At 59.7% G+C, this 16324-nt stretch carries 13 protein-coding genes; 1 reads left to right on the top strand and 12 read right to left on the bottom strand.

Features of this window, described 5'->3' with window-relative positions:
- Window positions 1-216: 216 nt before the first annotated feature.
- The 3 genes from glf to ACR0AC_RS12285 all read right to left on the bottom strand — a co-directional run bounded on the left by glf (window position 217) and on the right by ACR0AC_RS12285 (window position 3187).
- Complete coding sequence (gene glf, locus ACR0AC_RS12295) at window positions 217-1386, bottom strand: UDP-galactopyranose mutase (protein WP_480873703.1); 1170 nt, start codon at window positions 1384-1386, stop codon at window positions 217-219.
- Window positions 1387-1508: 122 nt separating this feature from the next.
- Window positions 1509-2390, bottom strand: coding sequence for a hypothetical protein (locus tag ACR0AC_RS12290; protein WP_480873700.1), 882 nt, complete (start codon window positions 2388-2390; stop codon window positions 1509-1511).
- On the bottom strand, window positions 2387-3187 hold the full coding sequence (locus ACR0AC_RS12285) for a glycosyltransferase family 25 protein (RefSeq protein WP_480873698.1): 801 nt from the start codon (window positions 3185-3187) through the stop codon (window positions 2387-2389). Before ACR0AC_RS12285 ends, ACR0AC_RS12290 begins: the two co-directional genes overlap by 4 nt.
- A 594-nt stretch (window positions 3188-3781) precedes the next feature.
- On the opposite strand from ACR0AC_RS12285, the gene ACR0AC_RS12280 reads away from it, so the two are divergent.
- Window positions 3782-5566 carry an ABC transporter ATP-binding protein gene (locus ACR0AC_RS12280; RefSeq protein WP_480873695.1) on the top strand — a complete coding sequence of 595 codons (1785 nt, stop codon included), beginning with the start codon at window positions 3782-3784 and terminating at the stop codon, window positions 5564-5566.
- Window positions 5567-5623: 57 nt separating this feature from the next.
- On the opposite strand, the gene ACR0AC_RS12275 is transcribed toward ACR0AC_RS12280, so the two are convergent.
- From ACR0AC_RS12275 to ACR0AC_RS12235, 9 genes are read right to left on the bottom strand one after another with little or no spacing between them, the layout of a single operon-like run.
- Entirely contained in the window at window positions 5624-7567 is a 1944-nt protein-coding gene (locus ACR0AC_RS12275; protein ID WP_480873692.1) for a vWA domain-containing protein, read from the bottom strand.
- Window positions 7568-7577: 10 nt separating this feature from the next.
- On the bottom strand, window positions 7578-8915 hold the full coding sequence (locus ACR0AC_RS12270) for a protein kinase domain-containing protein (protein ID WP_480873689.1): 1338 nt from the start codon (window positions 8913-8915) through the stop codon (window positions 7578-7580).
- 8 nt (window positions 8916-8923) lie between these two features.
- The gene (locus tag ACR0AC_RS12265; RefSeq protein WP_170453926.1) at window positions 8924-9184 is read right to left on the bottom strand and encodes a hypothetical protein; all 261 of its coding nucleotides are present in this window, start codon (window positions 9182-9184) and stop codon (window positions 8924-8926) included.
- A gap of 17 nt (window positions 9185-9201) precedes the next feature.
- Entirely contained in the window at window positions 9202-10833 is a 1632-nt protein-coding gene (locus tag ACR0AC_RS12260; protein ID WP_480873686.1) for a formylglycine-generating enzyme family protein, read from the bottom strand.
- A complete protein-coding gene (locus ACR0AC_RS12255) occupies window positions 10826-12016 on the bottom strand; it encodes an ABC transporter permease family protein (RefSeq protein ID WP_480873685.1) in 1191 nt (396 codons plus the stop codon). The genes ACR0AC_RS12260 and ACR0AC_RS12255 overlap by 8 nt, the downstream gene beginning before the upstream one ends.
- Entirely contained in the window at window positions 12016-12747 is a 732-nt protein-coding gene (locus tag ACR0AC_RS12250; RefSeq protein WP_480708466.1) for an ATP-binding cassette domain-containing protein, read from the bottom strand. The genes ACR0AC_RS12255 and ACR0AC_RS12250 overlap by 1 nt, the downstream gene beginning before the upstream one ends.
- Complete coding sequence (locus ACR0AC_RS12245; RefSeq protein ID WP_480873681.1) at window positions 12728-13978, bottom strand: trypsin-like peptidase domain-containing protein; 1251 nt, start codon at window positions 13976-13978, stop codon at window positions 12728-12730. The genes ACR0AC_RS12250 and ACR0AC_RS12245 overlap by 20 nt, the downstream gene beginning before the upstream one ends.
- A 5-nt stretch (window positions 13979-13983) precedes the next feature.
- Window positions 13984-15078 (bottom strand): serine/threonine-protein kinase, encoded by a 1095-nt coding sequence (locus ACR0AC_RS12240; protein WP_170524696.1) that lies wholly within the window; start codon window positions 15076-15078, stop codon window positions 13984-13986.
- An 8-nt stretch (window positions 15079-15086) separates the two neighbouring features.
- Complete coding sequence (locus ACR0AC_RS12235) at window positions 15087-16319, bottom strand: protein phosphatase 2C domain-containing protein (RefSeq protein ID WP_170453941.1); 1233 nt, start codon at window positions 16317-16319, stop codon at window positions 15087-15089.
- Window positions 16320-16324 lie beyond the last annotated feature (5 nt).

The following is a 16324-nucleotide window of genomic DNA, read 5'->3' as shown; positions in this document are numbered from 1 at the left end:
CTGCTTGCAGAGCTGCCGTTGCGTGTTTCAGTGGTGCTTGAGTCCTATGCTCCTTGTCCACCAGCCCCCTTCGCAAGTGGTCCGCCGTGACCTGGCACACATAAAAGAGTTCGATGCCGACTGCTTTGACGCAGTAGCAAGAGCGCAGTGCAAGATGTTTCGACAGCTTTGCGGACGCAGCCGAAGCCTTATTTTTGTGCTTTGTAAAACGGGCGTTTAGAGCGGCGCAACAAAGAACGCAGGGGCTTTCTCGCCTTTGCTAAGACTCGCCTCAAATGCGCGGGCGGTGTCGAGGGCTTCGCGGATTGTCACGTCCATATCGAGGTAGCGATAGGTTCCCAACCGGCCTACGAACGTCACTCCGTCCGTTGAACGAGCAAGATCAACGTAGGATCCGAGCAACTCCTTTTCCTTCACCTGACGGATTGGATAGTAAGGCGTGTCACCGGGTTCTGCCAATCGAGAGAACTCGCGATAGCAGACCGAGCTTTCGTGCTGTTCCCATGGGGCAAAATGCTTGTGCTCGGTGATACGGGTATAGGGCACGTCCTCGTCACCATAATTCATGACCGCACAGCCTTGGTAATCCCCATCATAGTCAAACCGTTCGAAATCAAGCGTGCGATAGCCAAGGCGCCCCAACTGGTAGTCGAAATACCCGTCAAGCGGCCCCGAATAGAACACATGATCGTAGTCTGCCCCCATATCCTTGGTGAAATGGGTGTTCAGATGCACGGTGATCCCGGGATGATCCAGAATGGCCCCGATCATCACGCTGTAACCGTTTTCCGGCATCCCCTGAAAGCGATGAAAGAAATAGTTGTCGTCGTAGTTAAATCGGACCGGCAGTCTTTTCAGGATGGATGCCGGCAATTCCGACGGATGAAGGCCCCATTGCTTTTTCGTGTAACCCTTGAAAAACGCTTCGTACAAATCCTTGCCGACAAAGCGCAGGGCCTGTTCCTCGAATGTCTGGGGGTCGTCGATACTGGTGTCTGCTTGCTCTTGCGTGATGAAAGCTTTAGCATCATCCGGGCGCAGGGTTTTGCCGAAGAACTGGTTGATCGTGTGTAAGTTGATCGGCAGCGAGAACACGCCGCGTTTGCCGTCCGCGTCGCGCGACGTGGTTTTGACGCGGTTCTTGTAAGGCAGGAAGGTCTCGAACCGGTTTACGTAATCCCACACCTCGGCGTCGTCTGTGTGAAAGATATGGGGCCCGTAGACATGCAACAGCACACCGGTTTTTTCATCGCGGGCCGTGTGGCAGTTTCCGCCAATGTGATCCCGCGAGTCGACGACGGTGATGTCATGGCCCGCCTCTGCCAGGTACCGACCGATTACAGCGCCGGACAAGCCCGCGCCCACCATCAAATATTTTCCAGACATTCCGGGCCTTCTCGGTTTCTGTTGGCGGTATGTGTCGATATTTGATTGCAGAATATCTTGCAACCAGAGTCTTGTTGGGCCCCTTGCACCGATTCACTCTGCCCGCGCAATGCTGTTCCCGCTCAGGTCTTTTTGGAAATTGTCGTCATGTCCAACGGTTTGCTCAGCTGTCGCCGCGCGATCTTGAATATCCCGGCGCGGGCCTCGCTGGTGCTGCGAAAATGCGGCAGAACCGACATCCAGCCGCGGCACATGCGCCAGCCTACCTGTACCCGGCCCGAGATTGGCTGACCGCCCTGCAAAATCCCGGCAAAGACAATCGGGACCGTGCGGCGAGACAGATCGAACATCTCTTTTAGGGCCGCCTCTTCCTCTTCCGAGCTCCGGTTGCCCGTCTCAGCCATCACCGCTTTCAGGTTCTTGCCGATGGGTCGGGTATGATGCATCGCAATCCCGTCCAGAATGGCAGTGCGATATGCTCCGGCCTCGTCCCAGCGGCACCAGATATAGTCCAGACCATAGCCGCTCATCGTGCCGCGGAACAAAGGCAGGGCCTTCCTGAGAACATCCCGATGCAGACAGGGGGCCATGATCTCGATGTAGTTGGTGTATCGCAGCACAAATCCGGGGCATTGGCTGAACACGAAATGCGAGAAATAGCTTTCGGGGCTGAGCGAGGGCTGCGCGATCCTCAGACCATGCGTGTTCATCGCATCAAACAGCGCGTTCACATCCTTGGCGCTGATGTCCAGATCGTCATCAGGCAACCAGTAGAAATCATACGCATCCAAATCCCGATCTGACAGGGTCGCGAACAGCCCGTCCCACTTCCCGCCCTTGATCAGAACCGCCTCGACCCCGGGCTCTGGCTGGAACGCCGCAAAAGCCTCGTCCGAGAAATAACTGATCAGAAGGTCATAGTTCCGGTCTTCATAGGGAATCTCCGCCCAACGGGTATGGAGGGATTTGCCGCCCGCACGGACGACGACAAGGTTCTTTTTCATATACGGTTCCGAAGCGTGTTATCCGTGCGCAGCAAGGGGCCCAGCCCCTCAATCATCTCTGGCTTCAGGGGATGGCTGAGCCGCCCGTAGGTATACTTGATCTGGTACAACAGGTTCCGCACGAACCGGCCGATGGACGACTCGCTTTTCTTGCTGGTGCGGCAGGCTTCAATGTTGCTGTCAAACACCCCACGCTCGGCCACCATCTGCTCTGCCAGGGTCAGGATTGGGACTTTGTGTTCCCAATAAAACTTGAGATCGATGTCCACAGGCCGCGCAAACGGCGCGTGTACCCGAAGCAATTGTGCCGCAGCACGGCGACCCAGAATATAACCCGTGGTTCTGGGCGGCAGACAATCCGACAAGACAAGGCTCTGATCAGCAAAGGGTTTCAGTATCTGATTATTTCGGCCTGAAACGCCATCCAGTTTGATCATGACATCTTCAAAGCATTCGGAACATTTCGACAATGCTCTCAGAAAGGCCGTCGGGTCCTGCACAAAAGTCGCATCGTCCTCCAGCACCAGAACAACGTGATCCTCGGACTCGGCTACAGCTTGCCAGATTTGCCGATGCCCAAGCGCACAGGCCACTTCGTTTGCGCTGAGGGGACGTTTGAACTTGCTTCGGTTCATGTCCGCGTCATAGTAACGACCCAAGTCGGTTTCGTTCAGCTGATCACCGGCAAGGGCGTCCGAAAATTCGTACTGCAAACCCAGGCGCGCAAGTTCGTCTTCGCAGGAGCGTCGCCGGTCTACGTCTTTTGGCAGACTAAGAATTACGGCTTTGATCGACACTTGCTTTCACCTAATCAAATTTGCCGGGGTTCTAAGGGCCATACATGACATTCACAAGCGTTAAAACGGCACCTGCATGCGCCGTTGGGTGCGCTGAGCCCAATGGCGGTTTTCCGCTGAACAACAAGCCAGGCGTAAATATTCAGAAACCCGTCCCCCAAAGATGTACCGCGATAGGCCAATGTCAGGCTATCACACTGAAACTGCTTATTCAAATTTCGAATTACGCTTGGTGAGATGCAATAATACTTGCGCTGAACGGAGGCTTAATCAGACCGCCCCACATAGCGTAAGGCAACAGCTTTCCCTTGTAATATTGGGTGATCGGCGTGACCGATAAGACACATAATACCGGATGACCAACTGATCCCTTGCGCATTCATATGCTGCGCATACGGGGCAAACGGCAATGCGCCGACCTCTTGCAACTCTGCTCGATCATTCCTAGCTGAGCATCCCTACGCGGCGAATATTGCCGTCATACGCTCGCCCATCGAAAACGGTCACTCTGTCACGTGATACAATCTGCCCTTTAGGCAGAAATGATTATAGGTTATCTGAGCGAGCGCATGGTTTCATGATCTGGAGAATGCAATGATTAAGCGCGCCTGGAATGAATGGCGATCCGGCTATATGGGCCGCCTGATGGGCGAAAGTTTGCGTGCTCAGGGCTGGATGTACGCTGTCGCAATTGTTGCGATGATCATCGTGGCGGCCACCACTGCCGGGTCGGCCTACATGATGGAATACATCGTAGATGCCATGACCAGCCCCGAGATGCGCGAATGGGCCCCATTGATTGCGCTTGGCGTCATCGGGTTGTTCCTGGCCAAGGCGGTGGCTTCGTTCGTGCAGGCGGTCTACCTTGCGCGGGCGGGGAACCGGATCGTCGCGTCGCAGCAGCAAAAAGTGTACCGGAAATTGATCCGGCATGGCGTTGGTTTCTTTGGCAAGAATGAATCCTCCGGACTTCTGATGCGAACGACAAATGGCGCGCAGGCCGCCCGTAAACTGATCGACGTTCTGGTGACCGGCTTCATTCGCGATGCCCTTACGTTGTTGGGGCTGGTTATCGTAATGGTCTATCAGCAACCGCTGTTGTCCGTCATGTTCCTGATCGTGGGCCCCGTTGCCTTGCTGGGTGTCCGGTACCTTTTGAAAAGTGTCCGGACGATTATGAAGGCCGAATTCAAATCGATGGCCGAAATCATCCGCGTACTGCAGGAAACCTCTGCCGGGATCCGGGTCATCAAGGTGCTTTCACTGGAAGATCGTATGACCGAGCGGATGGATACCGCCGTTCGGAAAGTTGAAAAACGCGCCAATGACATTGCCCGTCTGCAGGCCATTGCAAGCCCGCTGATGGAATTCCTCGCGGGCTTGGCGATTGCAGGCATTCTGATTGTCAGCACCCTCGGCATTGCCGGAACCGAGCAGCCCACGGCCGGCCAGCTGATGTCCTTCATCACCGCCTTGCTGATGGCCTATGAACCCGCAAAACGCCTGTCGAAAATGCGCGTCCAGATCGAGGCAGCCATGGTCGGCGTAGGCCTCCTGTTCGGCCTGCTTGACCAGAAGGATACCATGATCGAAAGCCCCGATGCCGAGGATCTGCCTGACGGGCCGGGTGAGATCGCGCTAAAGAACGTGAAGTTTGGCTACCAGGGCTCGATCTCGGTGATCGACGACATGAATGTGACCTTCGAAGCCCGTAAGACCACGGCTCTGGTCGGTCAGTCTGGCGGCGGGAAATCCACGATTTTCGGTCTTATCATGCGCTTCTACGACCCGCAGGAAGGTACCGTGGAGATCGACGGCCACGATGTGCGCCTCGCAAGCTTCGACTCTCTGCGCAAGAAGATCTCCTATGTGGGTCAGGACACGTTCCTGTTCTCGACCACCGTCATGCAAAACCTGCGCTTCGCGGCGCCGGATGCGACGGATGAGGAAATCTATGACGCCGCCCGCGCCGCCTATGCGCATGACTTCATCACAGAATTGCCCGATGGCTACGACACGATGGTGGGTGAGAACGGTGCATTCCTGTCTGGCGGTCAGAAACAGCGATTGGCAATTGCCCGCGCCATCCTTCGCAAAGCGGAAATTCTGCTTCTGGACGAGGCAACCAGCGCACTTGATGCCGAATCCGAAAACCTTGTGCGCGAAGCGTTGGATTCCCTGACCAAAGACATGACCGTGATCGTCATTGCGCACCGTCTGTCGACGGTTCTGGAGGCTGACAAGATCATGGTGGTTCAGGATGGCTCGGTTATCGAACAGGGCAATCTGGACGAGCTGATGGCCCGCGATGGCAGCTTCCGCAAGCTGTTTGACCAGCAGTTCAAGAAGGGCAACGAAAAAGCAGCGATTGCCGGGTGAGTATCCGGGCCTCGGTCTGTTCCCGAGGCCCGGAACACTAACGCTGGTCGCAGGACCCTAGGGCAGATCGTCCAGCAACATCGGATAAAGCAGATTGCCCGCCTGTGGCCCGGCCCCCAGATAATCGACCCATTGATCCGTCGACTCATTGTAGCGGCGATAGCGTTCGATCTTGTCGTATAGACCGTTAACGATGGTCTGCTGTTCCGAGATCGGCAGGCGCACCCAGTCATCTTCGGTAATCGCCATGATCTGCGATTTGTAGGGCAGATCGGCCAGATATTCGTCCAGCGCCACCGCCTCGGCCAGACTGGGATCGGACTGGCGCGACACCTGATCGGGTCGGCGGCTCATATCCGCGGCCACACCCAGAACCTGCGTAAAGAACTGATCCGGGTTCACCACGTTGCGCTCGGCCTGATCCACGATGATACGCAGGGCCTCTTCCAGATTGCTCAGATCGGCCTTGGAAATCAGCAGCCGGATCGACAGCGGTTTCAGGCCCGTGCGGTCAAAATCACGGTCAGCCACGTAAGCCTCGAACAGATCGGGCGCCTTTGCACCTTCGGTCCGGCCCAGATAAGCCAGTTGCATGGTGCGGCTGGCGGTGTTCAGACCGCTGAACAGCCCGCCTTCACTTTCGTCGATGATCGCGTCCTCGTTCAGCAGTTCATCGCCACCGCTACGCCGATAGGATGACGCCTGCTGCGCCACGAACTGTCCCAGCTGACGGGCGGTGTCCTTGTAGATGGCCGGATCGCCGTTTTCGATCGGGAAATACAACGGCGCGGAGTTCGGGAAAGCGGTCAGTTGCTTATAGGCTGCCTCGGCCGAGGGGTGATCTTTTGCCCCGCGCTCGGTCCGCAAGTGCATGACCGCCATGGCCCCGCCAATGCGTTCACGGATCAGCCGGTTCAGGCTTTCCGCGCTGAGGCCGGTGGACGAGTATTCGTCATCGAACTCACGAGGCCCGGCATCGGTGACCAGCACGATAAACCGGCTGCCGAACTCACCCCAGTCCATATCCTGCAACGCATGTTCGATGCCACGATAGCTGTCTTCGCGGAAGTTCTTGCTGCTGGATTCGGCCTCCTGCATCTGGTCGATACCGGCCAGAAAATTCTCGACATTCAGGCCCTGTTCCAGATCGACAAAGGTTTTGACGTCATACCCCAGCCCCGGAGCCGCCTGCAGGCTGTCGCGATAGCCCACAAGCCCAAAGCTAAGCGCATTAGCCGCGTCCGAGGATGCCGCCTGACGATATACTTCCTGCAGCGCATCCCGTGTGGCGCGGATATAGGGCTCCATCGAAATTGTTGTATCGACGACAAACACCACCGCTGTTTTCAGATCACCCGTCGCGTCGGGGCTGGTCACGTCCGGCAGGTTCGGCGCGTTGGCGCTGGCCACGGCAACCTGCAACAGATTGACGAAGGGGCCGATATCGAACACCGCCTCTTCGGTGGACAAGATCGGCATGACATAGAGGTTCTGCCGCTGGTCAATCGTCTCACGCGGGCCAAGGGCGATCACGGTTTCCGACGGCGTGCCGCCCTGTTCCGCCGCCAGTGCCTCATCCCGGGCATCCTTGGCCAACCCGGCTGGATTTTCGCTTTCGATGATGTCGTAGATCGGATCGATGTCGTTGAAGAACAGAACCCGCCCCACATTGTCGCTGCCTTCCAGCGTCGCGACGATGTTCTGGTTCCAGTCAACTGTCGCCGTCTGCGGCACCCACATCAGATCGTCACCCTGATCGGTCGCGCCAATCTGCATCCAATCGCCGTCCCGTTCGTAAACAAAGAACACCTGCAAAGGCGACAGGGCGGTGGCCGTTTCTTCACTATCAGGTTCAACCCGCGCGTCGATGCGTTCGCGGATCAGCACCCTTTGGAACAGGCTGGTTTTGCCCTCGATCGGCAACGGCGATTTCGATTGCGCCAGCACCGGCCCGGCCAGCATCAAGGCAGTTGCAAGAAGGGCTATCCGTTTCAACATCATATCCGTCTCCTCACTCGCCCAAGCGGTTCAGGGCGTCGCGTGCAGGGTCCGAGCCCAGATCAGCCGCACGCTGATAATAGCGCCGCGCCGCAGAAGGGTCGGGGCGCGGGAAGGGTGAAGTCACTGTGCTATGGGTCTTGGGATCGTACATCTCGGCGATCAGGATATTGGCGTCAGCCCTGTCCTGCTGCGGCAGTTCCTGATCATTGCTGATCGCGATCAACGCCCCAAGCGCGGCATCCAGATTCTGTGACCCGCCCGCGGCCAATAGGTCTCGGGCCGCGGTCAGAGGGTTGTCGGCAGCAACCGCATCCTGAGCGATGCCCACAGATTCGTTGACTTCAGCCGAGGGGCCACCTGCGCCGTTCAGAACATACCACGCGCCGCCCGCGATCACGGCCAATCCAACAACAGCAGCCGCAATAAGGGGCAGTTTGCTGCTGCCCGACGCCTCGGGGGTTGCGGCGGGTTGTTTTTCAGGTGCCGCACCAGCCGATGCGGATTTCTTGGCCCCGCCACTCAGCGCCTTGCGGAACAGGCCGGGCAAATCGGTGGGGCGGTCCTTGGGGTTGGCTTTCAGCAACTGCTCCAACGCCCATTTCAGGCCCGGCTCGACCTTGGGATCGGTGATCTTTACGTCCGTCTTGCGATCTTCGACAGCAGCAAACCCCTTACCTTCACCCGGCAGTTTCAGCCCCGATGTCCGCATCAGGACCAGCCCCAGCGCATAGGCATCGGTGGCGGCTGAGACCTCATTGCCAAACAGGCCCAATTGCTCGGGCGCGCAATAGCGAAGCTTGCCGGCAAAACTGTCGCCGATAATCGACTTGTCCGTGCCCACACTGTCCGAGGCGAGGCCGAAATCAATGAACTTGGCCTGATTGATATCCTCGTGCGAGATCATGACGTTGTCCGGGGCCACGTCACGATGCACGATGCCCAGCTTGTGAATGGCCTCAAGCCCCTGCGACAGGCGCAAACCCAGTTTCAGAACATCGTCCGAGGACAACCGCGCACCCTTCTTCAGGTAGTGTGCAAGGGGGTGGCCCGGCACAAACTCCATCACCAGAAACAGACGGCCATCCTTGTCCAGCATCGAGGTTTCGAACCGCACAACCGCATCGCTGCGCACGGTGCGCAGCAGGTTCGCCTCACGCCGGAACAGGTCGACCGCTTTTTTGTTTTTGGCAAAGCTGGGCGTCATGACCTTGATCGCCACCTCATGCCCGCTGGCCCTGTTCAACCCGCGAAAGGTGGCCCCCATGCCGCCTTCGCCCAGCAGGGACTTGATCTCGTAGGTGTCCTGCAGAACGCTGCCGGGTTTCAGGCCAAGTACCGAATGTTCCATGGTCGTCCTTACCTCCGGTTTTTCAGGCTGATGGCGCTGTGTTTGCTAAAGGTGCGGATATCCATGATCTGAAAGCAGATGCCCGCGAACACCAGCGAGGATGTGATCCCGAACACAACGGTCAGAAACGCCGCAATGATCGTCGTTGTATCCGGCCCCAAAGGCGACAGGCGCAGCATGTTCACCGCGATAAAACAGAAAAAGACAATGGATATGCCGGTGGTAATCCAGACCAGCACTTCGAGCGATTTGTTCAATACATCCCGCATTCTTCAACCTTTCCAATTCATTCTTCGACAAAGCCCAGGGCCACAGCCTGAAAATCATCTGCGATCTGATCCAAATCCGAATAACCCGCCACAGTGCGGGCACCGATGTGATCCTGCACCATCGCCAGACAGGTCGCCCGTTCGCGGCCACGCTCGGCCTCGGTGGGGTAGATGAAATCGATCTGTTTGCGCAGCAGAACGGGCGAGTACTGATCGACCAGACCCTCGATCAGGTTGGCGTATTCGACGATATCCGCCTTGGCCTTGGCCTCCAGCTCGGCCAGTTTGGCGGCGGCGTCTTCCTTGGCGGCCAGAACTTCATCAAGGAAAGCCTGATCGCCGCTTTGGCGCGCCTCAGCCTCCAGCGCGTCCAGTTCCGGCGCAATGGTCAGGGATGAAATCAGCGCGTTCAGATAGCGCCGGATGCCCTGCCCGCAGACCAGCACGCCCGAGGTCAGGATCAGGCGAATAGACTGATCCCGTTGCGCGTTGCGCTCGACCCGGCCCCGGTTCAGCGTGTCCTTGATCACAGCTAGCTGCGTCTTGGTGCGGTCCGACAGGGTTTCCGCCGAGATCTCATCCAGAAGGTCCATCGCCTCTTGCTCGCTGGCGGCGACCGCCAGTCCTTCATCGGGGCGCGCCAACTGGTCCAGCCCGTCTTTCAGCGCCTGATCCTGATCGGCCGAGGTAATCGCCAGACCCTGCAACACCAGCCGCGTGCCGGTGAACCGGTCCGCCGAGGCGGTGTTGGACAGGATGTCAAAAGGCGGCACCTCGAACCGGGTCGAGGATGTGATGTCAGACAAAGGCGTCCGCGCATCGCCACCGCGCTTCACGAAACCACCCGCGTGACCATGCAAACGCCCGTGACGCACCAGCGCAAACGGGTCCCCCACAATCTCGGACGCATTTCCCAGCATGTCGTGCAGACCCAGCGGATTGGGGCGCAGAGAGCCCACGACCTGCAATTTCCCCCCCGCCGAGGCTGTGCCACCATGGGCAATGTACTCATCCTGTGGCGTGCCTTCGGGCACAGGCGGCAAAGGCGCCCGGAACAGGGCCTGATCGACTTCCAGACCTCCACGGGCGGAATACTCCCACTCTTCCTCGGTCGGCAGGCGCAGGTAGGCGCGGGTATCACCCACTCTGGGCAGCGAGTCCGGCGCGTTTTCCATCAGCCACAGGGTGTAGGCTTCGGCAAAGCGCTGATAGTCCAGCTTGGTCTGCCCAACCGCCGGAACAAAGCCTCGGCGGCGGGGTTCCTTGTCGGGGCAGCCTTCCATAACCACATCCCATTGCGCCTGTGCCAACTCATACTTGGCCATGTAGAAATAGCCCTTGGCCGCGCCTTCGGGATCGGCAAACGCGCCCGAGACAAAGGCCCGGCGCAGACCGTTCAGATAGGGCTGATCGCTGCCTTCCTGTCCCAACACGACCGAAACATCGCCGATCACACCATCGGTATTGGGCGTCGCCACCTTGCGAAAGGTCATGGCCCCGCCGCAGGGCATGGGCAGGGACAGGTCTCCATCCGCAGGCTGCGGGTTATAGTATTTCTCGCGCCATGTGATGTCCTGCGCCTGTGCGGTTGCGGAGAAGGTCAGCAGACCGATCAGCGGGGCCAGGGCAAGGCGGGTCAGTTTAGGCATGGGTCAACACCTCCTGAGGTTCGACATTGCGCACGGCAAACACCGCCCAGACCGCTGCGGTCACCGCTGTCACGGCCCCCAGAACCAGCGTCGCCAGAATGTTTCCCACATAAAGGCGCGCCACGGATTCACCCGGGGCGGTTTCAAACGTTGCGTTGATGGCCAGCAGGAAGGGCAGGATGATGATCAGCGTGGCAATCACACCGCCCAGCACCAGCGTCAGGCTTTGCACCACCGGGATCACACAGCGTTGCCGGTCGGGCATGGTCAGCATGGAAAACAGGCTGAAGATCACCCGCTGCCGCTCGACCATGCCGCGCAGATTGGCCGACATCGCCGCCCAGAAGCCAAACATCGCCAGCGCCGCAATCGCGGTGAACAGAATGTTCAGGTTGCGCCGGAAGGACAGCAACAGGGCCGCGTTTTCGGCCCGTGGGCGCGATTGCAGCCCCATCTCGGACAGATGCGCGGACAGGGTTCCGATATCCTCAAGCGAGCGCGCATAAAGGCGGAAACTGGCATAGGTCTTGGGCTCGGCCACAGGGTCCGTCCAGTTCGCGGGGGTCGAGGTCAGATCGTCCCGGAACCGCTCGACCGCCAGAAGATCGGGCAGCGACAGAAAGATGGCCGGGCGGGGCCAGATCTCGGGCGGCAGCACGCCGATGACCTGCAGATCGCGGCGCGCGTTTTCGCGCTGGCCGTCCACCTCGCGCCCGATGATCATGTCCAGCGTATCGCCCGCCGATACCGACAGATCCTGCGCCAGCTTGTCTGAGATCCATACACGCCCCGGCGCAACCGCTTCGCCGTCGATCAGCGGATCGCCAGCGGCTGAGGGGATCAGCGGCACCGCGCGCTCCAACTTGCGCTGTGCTTCATGCCGCACCGCATTGGCCGATGTGTTGATCGAACGGGTGGCAGGCACAATGAACCCCACATCCTGCCGCGCGCCTAAGGCCGCGAAGAAAGCCGCGTCGTGCTGTTCGGCCCCGATGGCCAGAATTTCGCGGTTCGACGGATCCTCGATCAACCGGCCCACCATGGTGCCGATGATCCCGTTTTTCAGGGCCAGAATGATCAGCAGCGGGCCCAATACGCCTGCCAAAGCGGCCACGAAACACAAAGCCGATTGCCAGTCATGGCGCAATTCGCGCAAGGCCAATAGGGTCGGTATCCGCACCATCACGCCACCCTCGCCGCCGCGCGGCCTGCGGTTGAGAAGATCGAGTAGGACTGCCCCTGATGATCCAATATGCGGTGATCGGCGCGGGGGGTGTCCGCAAATTCACCGGTTTGCGCCTGATGGCTGGCCAGAACCACCGCCGATCCGGCCTCGGCCGCCAGATGCACAATCAACCCTTCGACCTCGGCCACATTGGCGGGATCAAGGGCCGAGACAGGCTCATCCAGCAACAGCAGCGCAGGTTGCCCCAGCAACGCCCGGGCGACCGAGGCGCGTTGGCGTTGGCCCACGGACAACTGACCCGGCTTGCGCGTGGTCAGATCCCGCAGCCCCATGGCGCGGATCAGGTGATCCTGCCATTCGGCATCCGGTACCTGCCCGGCAACACGCACCGGCAGTTCGATGTTTTCCTGCAAGCTGAGATACGGCACCAGAGTATTGGTTTGCAGCACAAAGCCCAGCTTGTCCGGCCCGGCAAACGCGGCCCTTGGGGTGTCGGGCGTGACCTGAACCCCGTCAATCACATGCCGCCTGTCCGGCAGGTCGGTCAGAGGCAACGCCCCGGCAATCAGCCCAAGCGCGGTGCTTTTGCCCGCACCGCTAACCGCGTCCAGAACGATGGTTTCGCCCGCGTTCAGCTCCAACTCTTCGATCACCACGAAGAAACCGGGCGCACGTTCGATCCCAAGGTTGCGGATCGACAGAACCGTATCAGGGACGTCTGAGGACAAGCGCTACCCCCCCGAGTTCAACCTTGGACTTGGTGTTGATCTGCACCGGTTCATTCGACTTCAGACGCCGGCCATCGACCTTGGTGCCGTTGGACGAGCCCAGATCGGTCAGCATCATCTTGCGCCCCTGCAAGGACAGGCTGGCATGACGCCGGCTTAGGTTGCGATCGGTAATGGTCAGCGTGTTTTCACTGGCCCGCCCGATGGTGACGCCGGATTGCAACTGCGACGCGCTGAATTTGGCCGATTGCCCGTCCATGCTGACAGCCAGAATCGCCCGGCCCGAGGATTTAACACCCCCGCCACGCAAGGATTTTGACCCGTCATCGCCCTTGTTTTGCGACGCAACATAGTAGATCCCGCCGATCACCAGGGCCCCGGCCCCGCAAAGAACCGCCAGAATGATCAGCAGGCTGTTGTCACCCCCGGCGGGGTTCACCATTTCCGGGTTTTCCGGATCGCATTCCTGTTGATGGGACGTGAACGGGATACCCGTATCCCGCAAAAACCCGGCAATGGGGTTCGCGGACGAGGCCCAGAACGTGTTGTTCGTGGGTGTAACGCCATCCGAGCTCCAGACTGAGATCACCGTGTTGATGCCCAGAACCGAACCGCAATAGTCGATCAGCGGCCCGCCCGAATTGCCCGGATTGACCGATGCGGTGTGCTGCACAATCTCCAGCGTCCGGCCGGTTTCGTTAAACGATCCCGGTGCCACCTTGCTGATCGCGCCTTGGGTCAGAGTTGGTTCCAGAAACGGCAGCATATCGCCGCCCGCGTTGATCTGATCTGACGATCCCGGATAGCCGATGGCGGCAACCTGTTCGCCCTTCAGCGCCTTGCCTTCGCGCAGCGACAGGATGCCGGGCCGATGCCCGCCGTTTTCCTGCGGGACGATCCGCAAAACCGCCAAGTCCAACTCGCGCGAGGCATGCAGCACCTGCGCGTCGTAAAAGAATACCCGATCACCCTGTTTGAACCCGACCTGAATATACTGGCCGCCATCAATGACGTGATGGTTGGTGATATAGTAATACCCGTTGCCTTCGGGCAGTTCCGACAGAACAAAGCCCGATCCGGTACCACCCCGGCCACCGCCCCGGTCCACCAGGGTCCGCCCCATCGCCTTATCGGCCTCGGCAACAATTTCCGGGACGATCTGGGCAGGTGCCGCGCAAGCCATGGCGATCAAACAGGCGGCAGCGAAGCCAAGGGAACGGATAACTTTCACGACACTCACATCAGGATTCCATATGCAATGACGGCCGCAGCCACGACCAGGATCAACAGCAAGACCAGTACCGACGCCGCCCGCGATCCACCCCGTTTTCGGGGTTTCGGCGTTGGGCGGTTGGTCCCCTTTTTGCGCGGTTCGGGCGCGGAATTGCGCGGGGCTGCTTGGGGCGCGTGCAGGTCGATACCAACAACGCGCGCATAGTCGCGGGCTGTGCGGATGCGATCCCGTGGCAGCAGCTTACAGCCCATGTCGATGGCATTCAGCAGCGCGTCGTCATATTGCGCCTGAACGCGGTTGCGTTTCAGGTTCTGACGCACCGGGACATAAGGGTCCCGCCCGCTGGCCCGCATTTCTTTCCAACGCTCTTCGGCATTGGGCGGCAGGCTTTGCGAGACCATCTCGTACAGGATCACGGACAAGGCGAACAGGTCGCTCCACGGGCCTTCATGAACGCCTCCGGCCAGACCGGTCTTTTCCGCGGGGAATTGCTCAATCGCCGCATATTTCCGTGTGAACATCGAGGCCAACCCGCTGGATTTCCCCATCAACCGCGCCGCGCCAAAGTCGATCAGGATCGGCTGACCGTCTTTGCGGATCATGACATTCGCGGGCTTCATATCCCGGTGCACCACGCCAACCTCATGCACCGCGTCCAACGCGCCCAGCATCGATCTCAGGAAGGTCATCACCAGGTCCTGCGGCACCGACCCCCGCGCGTCGATCATGCGCGCCATCATTCGGTCCAGCGGATCGCCGTGGATATATTCCATCACGCAATAGGCCGTGCCGTGCTTGCGAAACGCCGCGCGTACCCGCATCAGGCCCTGCTGCTGGGGCAGATCGCGCAGCAGGTTGGCCTCTTGCAGGAAGGCTTCCAGCCCCATGTGAAACAGCTGCCGCCCCTCGGATGTGGGCGACACCGCATTGTTGGGGCCGCGATCCGCATAATCCGCCGGAAAGTACTCTTTGATCGCGAACCGCTCGCCGGTTTCGCGATTGCGCGAGCGGTAGGTGATGCCAAACCCCCCCTGCCCCAGCACGTCGCCAAGAACGTAACCGGCAAAGGTTTCTCCCTTTGGCAGATGCACGGACACTGTTGGGTCTACCTTCCTTCACCAAGGGGTTCACCATCCTCTGCCGCGTCCTCGTTCGGGACGGGTTCGGATGCTGGTTCCTCTTCCACTTGCGGGGTTTCCGACTCTTGCGGCGCTTCCGGGGCCGGTGCTTCGGGCTCGGCTTCATCCGGCGAGCGTGTCGCGGGCCCTGTATCCGGGTCCTCCTGACCCTCCGGCTCGGGTTCCGTCAGCGGCTGACCATCGCCGTCCGGGTCTGACACTGCCGGATCTTCGTCGACCGAACTGTCACCGATTCGCCGTTCTTCCTGCTGCACGGGCGGGGTTGGCGCGGGCTCTTCCTCCTGCGTGACCTCGGGTTCGCCGCCCTGGCTGAAAATCAACGCCCCTGCCGTTGCGACAACGGCCAGCGCCCCCAGTCCAATCGCCGCGTATTTCAGGGATTTGTTATTCCTGTCCGAATTGTGGAACGCCCATTGGCTACCTCGCAAAAGGCTGCTCATGCCGTCCTGAACATGGGCGTAGACGACAACCGTGGTGTTGTCCTGCTTCGGCTTTCCCTTCGCCTCGACCGCGTTCAGCAGATCGGATGCAACACCGCGCATATCGCGGCTTTTGCCATTCTGAAGGATTTCGCGAATCTCGGCCTGTGACAGGGTATCCAGCCCGTCCGAGCAGGACAGAACCACATCCCCCGGTTTCAGGCTGATCGCGTTGACATCCGTCAGCGAAATCCGGTCGCCCATCAGGGCCGAGCGCAGCGCGTTGCGGCGCGGATGGCTGTCGGCCTCTTCCTGCGACAGTTTTCCGGCCGCCACCATCTGCAGCAATTCACCATAAAGCGAATGATCCGCGTTCAGCTTTTTCAGCCGCCCGTCCCGCAGCAGGAACAGGCTGCTGTCGCCCACCGACACCCAGATCAGCCGGTCCCCCAGCTTGAGCGCCGCCACCAAGGTACAGCCCATCCCCTTAAGGTCGGGCTGCGTGGCGATACGCTGGCGCAGGGCCTCGTTTGCCGCCGTCAGCGACTCTTGCAACCGGTCGCGCGGGCGCGGCGCGTCCGAGCCCCCGACAAAGTGCTTTTTGAACGCCGACAGGGCCAGGTTGGATGCAACCTCACCCCCGGCATGGCCGCCCATCCCATCGGCGACCAGCATCAGGATGTCGGACTTGGGATCACGCTCGTTCTGATAGACAAGATCGAACGCGTCCTCCTGATTGTCGCGCTGGCCCAGGCTCTGTTTGCCGCTGATGATTGTCATCTGGA

The organism is Ruegeria sp. H7 (assembly GCF_056532945.1).
The sequence above is the reverse complement of the archived record's forward strand: the minus strand, read 5'-3'. Positions and strand labels throughout refer to the sequence as shown.